The following is a 10,455-nucleotide window of genomic DNA, read 5'->3' on the forward strand; positions in this document are numbered from 1 at the left end:
TAGACACTTTTTCAGGATTCCTCGGGTTTCCTGAAAAAAATCAACGGCTGGCCGATGTTATCAGCCCCCCTCAATACACCACATACCGCACGGCATAACCGCCAAGGCGCTGATGCAACTGCTCACGCTGCGCAGCCGTCAGGCCGGGCACGTGAATATCTACCCGCTGCCCATGGCGCTCGTCACTCAGCGCCTGGACCTGGCTGCTGGCAGCAATCTGCCCCACTTCGTGTTCGAACACTCGACGCACCGCATCCAGGCGCAAGGCCGGCTTGAAGGTCTTGCCCACGGCGGTCAACGGGATCTGCTCCACCAACCAGATATCCTTGGGCACCGCCGCACGCTCGTGAATGTGCTGCATGGCGTGTTCCATCAGTTGGGCTGCGCTGGCCTGCTCACCGGCCTTGAGCTGGATGTACACCACCGGTAGCTCTCCGGCCTTGATATCGGGTTTGCCCACCGCCGCCGCCAGCGCCACGGCTGGATGGCGATGCAGTGCTTCTTCGATCATCTGCGGGTCAATGTTGTGACCGCCACGGATAATCAGGTCCTTGCTGCGACCGGTCAGCCAGATGTAGCCATCGGCATCGATCCGCCCCAGGTCACCGGTATTGAACCAGTCGCCATCGAGCCAGATGCCTGCGTTCTTGTCCGCCTGCAAATACCCCTTGAACACCGTCGGACCGCGCAGGCACAGGGTGCCAGGTTCATCCGTGGCGGCATCACGCGAGTAGTTGCCATCGCTGTCGAGCACCGCGATCTTGACCTCGCAATACGGCAGGCGCAGGCCGATGGAGCCGGGCCGGCGCTCGCCCTCGTAAGGGTTGCAGGCGGTGGCGCAGGTGCCTTCGGTCAGGCCATAACCTTCAATGATGCGCAGCCCGGTGCGGGCTTCGAACTGGCGGATCAGCTCCACCGGCATCGGCGCCGCACCGCAGAGCGCAAAACGCAGGGTGGAGACGTCAATGCCGGCGTTGGGAACCTGCAGCAGTGCCGCATAGATGGTGGGCACACCGCTGAAACTGCTGACGCGGTAGCGCTCTACCAGTCTCCAGAAGTCCTTGATCAACGTCGGGTTGCGGTAACCCTGTGGCCCGGGAAGCAAGACCTGGGCCCCCCGGTGAAAGGCCGCAAGCCCGGTGACCATCACCCCGTTGACGTGGAACAGCGGCAAACCACACAACAGCACATCGTCCGGCACATATCGCCCGTGCAGGCCAATGATCTCGGCCATTGCCACTTCGTTGAAATGGGTGTGGGGCGCCAGCTTCGGCGTGCCGGTGGTGCCGCCGGTGTGGAAGTAGGATGCGATGTCATGCGGCTGGATGACGCGCCCGCTCTCCAGATAATCGGCCGGGGCAGCGGCGAGCAGTTCATCGAAATCCAGTACGCCTGCGGGCATCGGTGATCGTTGAGCCTTCACGGCACTGCGTTGCGGTTCTGCCAGCAGGTTGGCCAGATCAACCGTCACCACCGTGGGCATCTGCGGCAACAGGTCGGCCAATGCGGTCACCTTCTGCCACAGGTCCGTGCCTGGGAACGGTGCCAACGTGACCAGCACCGAGGTGTCGGAAGCGCGAATCAGCTCGGCAATGTGCTCAGGCTCCAGCAACGGGTTGATGGCATTGACAATCCCCGCAGCCTCACCGCCCCAAATCACAAAGTGGGTATGCGCCAAGTTGGGCAACAGGAAGGATACCGACTGCCCCGGTCGCAATCCCAGGCGGTGCAAGGCATTCGCGGTTTGCGTGACCTTGGCGAACAGTTCGGCATAACTGATGCGCCAGGGCTGGTCGTCGATGCTGCCCGTGGGCAGGAAACACAGGGCGGGCAGGTCACCGAAGCGCTCGGCCGAACGCTGTAGCAACTCATAGGTACTGGCGGGCAGATCACGCGCAGCCAACGGGCACTGCCGTTCAAGGGCTTCGATATCACTCAGCCGAGCGAGGGAAACAGGTGCAATCATGGTCTTGGGGTCCTTGCTTGGACAACGGTTCGCAGGCGCGATTTTCAGTTTCTCACTATAGGCGCCAGCGGATGGGTCGTGGGAAACGCCTGTTCATAGGCGCGACACACCCGCAGTACCTGGTCATCGGCAAATCTGGCGCCAACCACCTGCAAGCCAATCGGCAAGCCTTCGCTGGAAAAACCACACGGCAAGGACGCGGCAGGTTGCTGGGTCAGGTTGAAGGGATAGCTCAACGGTGACCATTTCATCCAGTCCTCCAGCCCCGAGCCAGGTGGCACATCGTGCCCTGCCTCGAATGCGGTAATGGGCATCATTGGGCAAACCAGCAGGTCATAGCGGCTGTGGAACTGATTCATCCGCGCCACCAGCGCAGCCCGTGCCTCCTGGGCCGCGGTGAAATGTGCCAGGGTGGTGAGCTGGCACTGCTCGGTAAACCGCCGCAGGCCCGGATCCAGCAAATCCTTCTGCTCACTGCTCAGTTGCCTTGCCAAATCCACGGCCCCAGCGTAGACCACGGTTTTGAACAACTCCAGCGGGTCACTGAAGCCAGGGTCCACGGCCTCCACCTGCGCACCCAACTGCGCCAGGCGCTCAACCGCCTGGGCCACCGCGCGGGCCACTTGAGGGTCAACTTGCACATAGCCAAAGTCCGCGCTGTAGGCAATGCGCAGCCCACGCAGGTCGGTGTCCTGCGGTAACCAGGGCGTATGCCGTGGCGCCCCCAGCAATCCGTCCCGGGGATCAGGCCGCGCGACGGTTTGCAGAAACAACACGGCATCGTCCACCGTGCGCGTCATGGGCCCCAGGTGTGAAACCAGGGTGGTAGCGCTGGCCGGCCACTGGGGAATGTAGCCAAAGGTGGGCTTGAAGCCGAAGGTCCCGGTGAAACTGCTGGGGATGCGAATCGAACCGCCGGCATCGCTGCCCTGGTGCAACACCCCCAGGTTGAGCGAGGCCGCCACCGCCGCGCCGCCAGACGACCCGCCAGAGGTCATGCGCGTGTCCCAGGGGTTGCGGGTGATGCCATAGAGCGGGCTGTCCGTCACACCTTTCCAGCCGAACTCAGGGCTGGTGGTCTTGCCCAGGATAACGGCGCCCGCGTCGCGCAAAAACGTGGTGATCGGCGCGTCGACCTCCCACGGCCCCTCTGCGGGAATCACCCGCGAGGCTTTACGGGTCGGCATCCCACGGGTCGCTGTCAGTTCCTTGATCGAGGTTGGCAAGCCGTCCAGCGCACCGCAAGGCTGGCCCTTGAACCAGCGCTGCTCAGCCGCACGGGCCGTGTCCAGCGCACCTTGCGGGTCGGTATAGCAATAAGCGTTGACCTGCGGGTTGAAGCGCTCGATACGGGCCAATGCATCCTCGGTGACTTCTACCGGCGACAGCCTTCTGGTGCGGAAATGTTCGAGCAGTTCGACGGCACTCATCTGCGCAATAGTCATGACAAAGTCCTGGTAATGGCGATATTCCCTGTAGGAGCGAGCTCGCGAAAAACCCGAGAGCGCCGCGCTTAACCGGCAAGCCCGCGTTATCGTTGACGACCTTCGCGAGCAAGCTCGCTCCTACAGGGGGCGTGATCTCAGCGCAGGTAGTCTTCCACCAGCGCCACCCAGCAGGCCGCGCCCAGTGGGATCAGTTCATCATTGAAGTCGTAGTGATCGTTATGCACCGAGCAACCATTGAACTCACCAATGCCATTGCCCAAACCGAAGTAGCACCCCGGCACCTCATGCAGCATCCAGGCAAAATCTTCGCTGCCCATGGCCTTTAGCGACACTTGTTCCAGGACATTGGCGGTGCCCAGGGCCCGCTTGGCCGCCTCCAGCATGTGTTGAGTCTCGGCGGGGGTATTGACCAGCACAGGCGCCAGCAGTTGATAGTCGATATGGGCCGTGACGCCAAATGACGCGGCCTGCCCCAGGACAATCCCACGGATTCTTTGCTCGACGAACTCACGCACCTGCGGGTCGAGGGTACGCACGCTCAACTCCAGCATGGCCGTTTCCGGGATGATGTTGACGGCAGTCCCGGCATGCACCTTGCCAATGCTGATGACCGCCGAATCGTTGACCCCGATATTGCGCGACACCACGGTTTGCAGCGCGGTGATGATGCTCGCCAATGCCGGGATCGGATCAATGCTGCGCTCCGGCATCGCCCCATGCCCGCCACGCCCCGTGAGCGTGATGCACACCCGCTCGGACGAGGCCATGACCCCGCCACTCTTGATGATCGCGTGGCCCACCGGGAACCCCGGCATATTGTGAAAGGCGTACACCGCATCACACGGAAAGCGCCGGAACAGACCATCGTCCATCATGGCCTTGGCGCCAGTCAGGCCCTCTTCATCCGGCTGGAAAATCACGTTCACCGTACCGTCGAACTCAGCATGCAACGCCAGTTGTTCAGCTGCCGCGAGCAAGGTTGCCGTATGCCCGTCGTGACCACAGGCATGCATCAATCCTTCACGACGGCTGGCCCAGGGCAAACCGTTTTTCTCAACGATGGGCAGCGCATCCATATCAGCCCGCAGCCCCAGGGTTTTTGAGCCGCTGCCACGCCGCAGTACGCCGACCACACCACAACCGCCAATGCCGGTGTGTACTTCGTAGCCCCAGTCTTCGAGCAAGCCAATGACCAAAGCCGCTGTTTCCCGGGTGTTCTGCCCAAGCTCAGGCTCGGCGTGGATATTGCGGCGGATCGTGACAAAACGCTCGGTACTGTCTTGCAGGCGCGTGTGTAGAGGGCTGTAGTTCACGGTAGATTCCTTATTCTTGGGTTCAGGTCAGAAAATTCAGGGGCGCCCTGGGTGCTCAGGATAGAAACGCAGTGCAGCGCCGCTTAAAACGATGGCCCCACACAAGTACCAGGCCGGTACCAGCGGGCTGCCAGTCAGGGCAATCAGCCACGTCACGACCAACGGTGAAAAACCGCCGAACAGCGTCACGCCAAAGCTGTAGATGATCGACAGCCCCGTCACCCGGTCATCACGAGAAAAGGCTTCCATCAACAATGCCAGCCCCGCTCCACCGCTGATGGCCATGGGCAGAATCAGCAACGAGACCGCCACCAGGCACAGCAGCGTGCTTTGCTGGTCGAGCATCACAAACGCGGGATAGGTCAGCACCGCTTGCAGGCCGCACAACCAATACAACAGGGGTTTGCGCCGGGGCATGCGATCGGCGAAACGCGAGGCAAAAGGCGGCACCACGGCCAGCAACACACAGGCAAAGGCCACCAGGCCAAAGGCAAAGCTGCTGGGGTAATGCAGCGTGCGGGTCAGGTAGGTGGGCATGTAGAACACCACCATGTATGAACTCACGGTGGAGCTGGCCATCAGCAGGATGCCCAACCCCAGGGTGCGTGCGTGATTGCGCACGAAGTCGCGAAATGGCGTGGGTTTGTCGATGTTTTCGTGGGTTTCATCCAGGTGCTGGCGGATGTACCAGCCCACCGGGCCGATCAGCAATCCGATGATGAACGGCACACGCCAGCCCCAGCTGTGCAACGCCTCCTGCGACAGCATCGTGGTCAGCACCAGCCCCGACAGCGCGCCCAACAGCGCAGCGGCGCCTTGGCTTGCACCCTGCCAGCAGACCATGAAACAACGATTATCGGTACGCCCGGATTCCATCAAGAACGCAGAGGCCGCACCCACCTCGCCGCCAGCCGAAAAACCCTGGAGCAGACGGCCAAAGACCAGCAGCACGGTGGCAAAGATGCCAATGCTCGAATAGGTCGGAGTGAAAGCGATAATGCCGGTGCCCACGGTCATCAAGGCGATGGTCAGGGTCAACGCCTGCTTGCGCCCATAACGGTCGGCGAACCGGCCAATCAACACCGCGCCCAGGGGCCGGATCAAAAAGCCCAGGGCGAAGGTCACCAGCGACATCATCAACGACGCCAGCGCTGAGTCAGCCGGAAAAAACAGCTGGCCGATAATCACCGCAAAAAAGCTGTAGACCGTGAAGTCGTACATTTCCAGGCCGTTGCCCAGGGACGAGGCCACTACCACGCGGCGCGTCCTGGCGCGCGACGGCACCGCCGGCACAGGGGCTACATAGTCAAACGAGGATGAAGGAGCCGAAGTCGTCTTCATGGTTTAGCGCACCCCGGACTGACGCAGGGCATTGGGCGTGAACTCGCCTTCCAGTGCTTTCACATCAAACTGATAGTTGCGTTTTTCTTCGTTCTTCAGGCCCAGCACCAGATACCGCCCGCTGATCATGTCATTCAGGGTTTCGGCGGTGTAGAACGGCACCTGATGGTTGTAGTAGGACTGCTGGTGGGCTTCAGCCACGCGCCACAAGGTATTGCGTCCGTCGTAGTGGTCAATCACAGCCGCTTGCCAGGAGTCCTCGTCGATGTAGAAATCGCGCTTGGCATACACATGCCGCTGGCCCGGTTTCAAGGTCGCGACCACATGCCAGACCCGGTGCAGCTCATAGCGCGCCAAGCCTTGGTCGATATGACCGGCCTTGGTGATATCCGCGTACTTGAGCGTGGGCGAATCGAGTTTGTAGCTGTTGTAGGGAATGTACAGTTCCTGCTTGCCGACCAACTGCCAGTCGTAGCGATCCGGCGCGCCATTGAACATGTCGTAGTTATCGACCACCCGCTGGCCATCCGTACTGGCGGCCGGACCGTCATAGGCCACCTGCGGCGCCCGGCGCACTCGCCGTTGGCCAGCGTTGTAGATCCAGGCCTGGCGTGGCTCCTTGACCTGATCGAGGGTCTCATGCACCAACTCGACGTTACCGGCCAGACGCGCCGGGGCAATCACTGTCTGCTTGTTGTAGAACAGCACATTGCTCGGTTTGGCCGGATCGTAATCGGCCAGGCTTTCGCGCAACACATACTGGTGGTCATAGGTCACTGGCGTGCCCACGCCGCGTACATCCGGCACGATCTGCACCATCTGGCGCTTCATGCTGTCGCCCCGATAACGGGTGATGTGGTTCCAGATCACCTCCAGGCCGTCCTTGGGAATGGGGAACGGATAAGCCTTGGTAAAGTTTTCCAGACCGTTGCCACCCGCGACCAGCCGGGTGTTCAGGGCATTTTTACGCGCGGCCTCGACAATCGCCGGCGGCACGTTGACGCTGCGGTGCGTGGGGTAAACATTCATGGTGTAGTCGGGGTAACGCTTGAACATGCCGACCTGGCCTGGAGACAGGCGGCCCTTGTACTGCTCGACGTTCTGCGCAGTGATGGTGAACAACGCTCGTTCATTGGCGAAGGGGTCGGCCAGGAACCCGGCACTGTCGACCGCACCGGCATCCTTGGGCAAACCACCGGTCCAGGCCGGGATCGAGCCGTCGGCGTTGCCGGCTTTTTCGCCGCCCAGTGGCGTCAACGTGGTGCCCAACCGAGCCGCTTCCTCAGGTGAAACAGCGGCCATCGCCGAACTGCAGAGCAGCAGCGCCAACGTGCTGCCATATATAACCGGTGTCGAAAAATTCATCAGGCTCAATCCTTTTCTTGTTATCGGATGGCAGGTTCAGAAGCTCACGCCCATGCTCAGGGAAACGAAGTCACGATCAGTCGCCGTGTTGTAGTCACCCCCAAAGAAATCGGTGTAGGACAGGCTCGCCGTGTAGGTATTTTTCAAGTCCGCATCCAGGCCAAGACTGATGGCCTTGCTGCCTTCGTTGAAGTTGGGGCCGTAACCTTCCACGTCATGGGACCAGGACAGGCTGGGCTTGAGATTCACCCCGGCAAACACGTTCTGATAGTCAAGCATCGCCCGCGCCCGGTAACCCCAGGAGTTACGGGTGTAGAACCCTTTGCTATTACAGTTTTGCGGGTTGACCGGGTTGGCCATGGTCGGGCAATTGCGGTTATCCGGCAGATCGCCATTGCCGAAGATGCTGTCGCGGCCAAAACGCAGGGCACTGCTGTTGAGGTCGCCAAGATGGTTGTAACCCACCTCGGAAATCAGCGTCAGGCGTTCGGCCGACCACACCTGGTCGATAAAGTGAGTGAACGTGACCTGCGCCTGGCTCACCGGTTTGCGCACATAACCGTGGAAATCTTCGCCGGGTACCGGCCGGGCGAACCCACTGGCGAAAATCGGGCTGCCCAGGTCCGCCGCCATCGAGCCGGCCAGGGCGGAAATCGTCACATCACTGCCGTTGAGGGACAGCGGCATGTTGGGTCGATAGCTCAGCTCACCGGAGACGGCGGTGGTGCCCAGAGTGGTGGAAAAACTCAGGCCATAGAGGCGGATATCTTCCGGGTATTGGACAAAGTACTCGGCGCTCGACGCCTGGGTGCCGGGCTTGACCGCAAATGGGCTGTCCCCTACCCGGCCGCCGACAAAAGGTGCGCGGCTGTGATAGTTCATGGCATACAGCCCGAACTCGGTATTGTTCAGAGCCTCGGCCTGCCAGCGCAGCGCCACCCCGAACTGGCCGCTGTCACGCGCATCACGATCGGCGCCGCGCGTGAAGTGATACTGCCCGCGGGGATCCCACGGCGGCGAAAACCCCATGCGCGTGCTGCAACCGTCGGCCATCACGTCCGAGCCGAAAAAAGTGCCGCAGTTATCGAGAACCGTCTGGTCCCACTCCAACTGGTAGAACACCTCGGCAGACACACTGTCAGTCAAGCCCTGGGATAGAAACAGCATGTTCACCGGGATCAGCCCTTCCTTGATCTCTGCCCCTGGCCGGCGGAAAGCGGCCACATCGGTGGGGTTGATCACGTTGATCCCGTTACCGATAAACGTACTCTCGCCCCAACTGACCACCTGTTTGCCCACCCGCGCATTGCCGGGTTGGCCGTCGATGAAATAGTTGTGATAGATGAATGCATCGAGGATTTGCGCACCGGATGACTGGGCCGCTTCCTTGCGATTGCTATCGCTGATGGGCAGGTAGCGGCGGCTCTCGTCCTTGAGCTCGAAGTCGTACCAATATTTGCCGCGCACAAAGACACCGGTATCACCGTAGCTCAGTTGCAAGTCGTGCACGCCCTTGAAGATCTTCGAAAAGGTCTCACCTTTACGAAAATTCATGCGTCCATCATCGGCACTCTGGCTGGAAGCGTGCCCGCCGTTCCAGGTGCCCACATAAGCCGGGTCTGCGTTACGCAACGCCCAACTGCTGCCAATGGACAACGACGAGTCGAACTGCCCCTCGATTTCTCCGACATTGAAGCTGATGGCCTGGGCCTGGATGCTGGTGCCGAGTGCAAGGACGGCGGTCAATGCACAGGGCCGCACTCGATCAAACTGAAAGTGGTTTGCCACAGAACTTCCCCATCGTTTTTATTATTGAAGGCAGTGCACGTGGCCTGCCGGGCGATGTTGGCGCTGGAGAATCTTCGGGGAGCGTGTTAAAGGTGTCCAATGCAAATATGAAGGAAGATTAATGCAGTGGACGACTCAATCGACTTGAAGCGGGTTCGCCACCTGGTCTATTTGAGCGAGGAGTTGCACTTTTCCCGTGCGGCAGCTCGCGCCCACCTGTCACAGACTGCATTCAGCCGCAGCATTCAATCGCTGGAGAGCGACCTGGGGGTGCGCTTGTTCGACCGGGATACACGCTCCGTCACCCTGACCGAAGCCGGAAAACAACTGATCGGACGCGCCCATGAGCTGCTCAGTTGTGCCAAGAGAATGCAGGCCCAGGCCAATGACCTGGCCGGGACCGAAGGCGGTGAATTGCGGTTTGGCGTGACGCCGATGGCCGCCAACCTCAACACCACAGACGTGCTGGTCAAGCTGCGTAAAAGCATTCCCCGGCTGGTGCTCAATGTTCAGGTCAACTTCTGGGAACACCTGTCCCATCAACTGGAAACCGACCAGCTGGAATTTGTCGTGGCCACATTGCGGGCCGACCAGCAATTCGATCCACGCTTTTCCATCACCCACCTGCCGCCGCAACCGGCGTCGATCTTTTGCCGCAGCGATCACCCCCTGGCACGGCAGGCACAACCGATTGCGCGGGCGCAGATTCTCGATTACCCCTGGAGCGGCGTCGTGCCGTCAAACGAGGCTTCGCTGTATGCCTTGTTCGACCTGACGCCCGGAACGCTGTTGCCCTGGACCCTGAGCTCCAACGATCTGAACCTACTGCGTGAAACCACCTTGACCAGCGACTCGCTGCTCTTGACCTGGTGCTCCTGGCTTGCGCAGGACCTGCGTGAGGGTTTACTGGTGGACCTGATGCCGTTCATCCAACCGGGCTGGCCAGCCGACTTGCTGACCATCAGAAACGCCGTGGTGTGCCAGGCCGGGCGCACGCTGTCACCGATTGCCCAGCAGGCGGTGGACTCGATCATTGCCAATGCCCACGGTGACCTGTAGGAGGCCCCACTACCTCTTCGACGTAGCGCTGTCGCGCAGCAAACTGGGGGCAGTCCATAAATGTGGGAGCTGTCGAGCACCGGCGAGGCTGCGATAGCGGTGGATCAGGCGACATCTTCCGTGCCTGTACCGCCGCCATCGCAGCCTCGCTAAAGCTCGACAGCTCCCACAGGGG

Annotated in this window: 8 protein-coding genes; 2 read left to right on the top strand and 6 right to left on the bottom strand. The window is 60.9% G+C overall.

Annotated elements, in window-relative coordinates:
* Positions 1–70: 70 nt before the first annotated feature.
* From KL786_RS26515 to KL786_RS26540, 6 genes are all read right to left on the bottom strand, one after another.
* Positions 71–1,966, bottom strand: a complete 1,896-nt coding sequence (locus KL786_RS26515; RefSeq protein ID WP_215519458.1) for an acyl-CoA synthetase — start codon at positions 1,964–1,966, stop codon at positions 71–73.
* 44 nt (positions 1,967–2,010) lie between these two features.
* Positions 2,011–3,411 carry an amidase gene (locus KL786_RS26520; protein WP_215519459.1) on the bottom strand — a complete coding sequence of 467 codons (1,401 nt, stop codon included), beginning with the start codon at positions 3,409–3,411 and terminating at the stop codon, positions 2,011–2,013.
* A 137-nt stretch (positions 3,412–3,548) separates the two neighbouring features.
* Positions 3,549–4,727, bottom strand: coding sequence for a M20 aminoacylase family protein (locus tag KL786_RS26525; protein WP_215519460.1), 1,179 nt, complete (start codon positions 4,725–4,727; stop codon positions 3,549–3,551).
* Positions 4,728–4,763: 36 nt separating this feature from the next.
* Positions 4,764–6,068, bottom strand: coding sequence for an MFS transporter (locus tag KL786_RS26530; protein ID WP_215519461.1), 1,305 nt, complete (start codon positions 6,066–6,068; stop codon positions 4,764–4,766).
* Positions 6,069–6,071: 3 nt separating this feature from the next.
* On the bottom strand, positions 6,072–7,433 hold the full coding sequence (locus tag KL786_RS26535; protein WP_215519462.1) for a DUF1329 domain-containing protein: 1,362 nt from the start codon (positions 7,431–7,433) through the stop codon (positions 6,072–6,074).
* A gap of 36 nt (positions 7,434–7,469) precedes the next feature.
* Positions 7,470–9,221, bottom strand: coding sequence for a DUF1302 domain-containing protein (locus tag KL786_RS26540; protein WP_458729643.1), 1,752 nt, complete (start codon positions 9,219–9,221; stop codon positions 7,470–7,472).
* Between KL786_RS26540 and KL786_RS26545 the strand changes: the two genes are divergently transcribed.
* On the top strand, positions 9,179–9,343 hold the full coding sequence (locus tag KL786_RS26545; RefSeq protein WP_162237646.1) for a hypothetical protein: 165 nt from the start codon (positions 9,179–9,181) through the stop codon (positions 9,341–9,343). The genes KL786_RS26540 and KL786_RS26545 overlap by 43 nt on opposite strands.
* Before the next feature lie 4 nt (positions 9,344–9,347).
* Complete coding sequence (locus KL786_RS26550; RefSeq protein WP_215519463.1) at positions 9,348–10,280, top strand: LysR family transcriptional regulator; 933 nt, start codon at positions 9,348–9,350, stop codon at positions 10,278–10,280.
* Positions 10,281–10,455 lie beyond the last annotated feature (175 nt).

Origin of the sequence: Pseudomonas sp. TAE6080 (assembly GCF_018732265.1) — a bacterium.
Taxonomy (GTDB): domain Bacteria; phylum Pseudomonadota; class Gammaproteobacteria; order Pseudomonadales; family Pseudomonadaceae; genus Aquipseudomonas; species Aquipseudomonas brenneri.

Excerpts from the sequence above, each read along its gene's own strand:
- KL786_RS26515 (WP_215519458.1), bottom strand. The coding sequence starts at position 1,966 with ATGATTGCACCTGTTTCCCTCGCTCGGCTGAGTGATATCGAAGCCCTT.
- KL786_RS26520 (WP_215519459.1), bottom strand. The coding sequence starts at position 3,411 with ATGACTATTGCGCAGATGAGTGCCGTCGAACTGCTCGAACATTTCCGC.
- KL786_RS26530 (WP_215519461.1), bottom strand. The coding sequence starts at position 6,068 with ATGAAGACGACTTCGGCTCCTTCATCCTCGTTTGACTATGTAGCCCCT.
- KL786_RS26535 (WP_215519462.1), bottom strand. The coding sequence starts at position 7,433 with ATGAATTTTTCGACACCGGTTATATATGGCAGCACGTTGGCGCTGCTG.
- KL786_RS26545 (WP_162237646.1), top strand. The coding sequence starts at position 9,179 with ATGCACAGGGCCGCACTCGATCAAACTGAAAGTGGTTTGCCACAGAAC.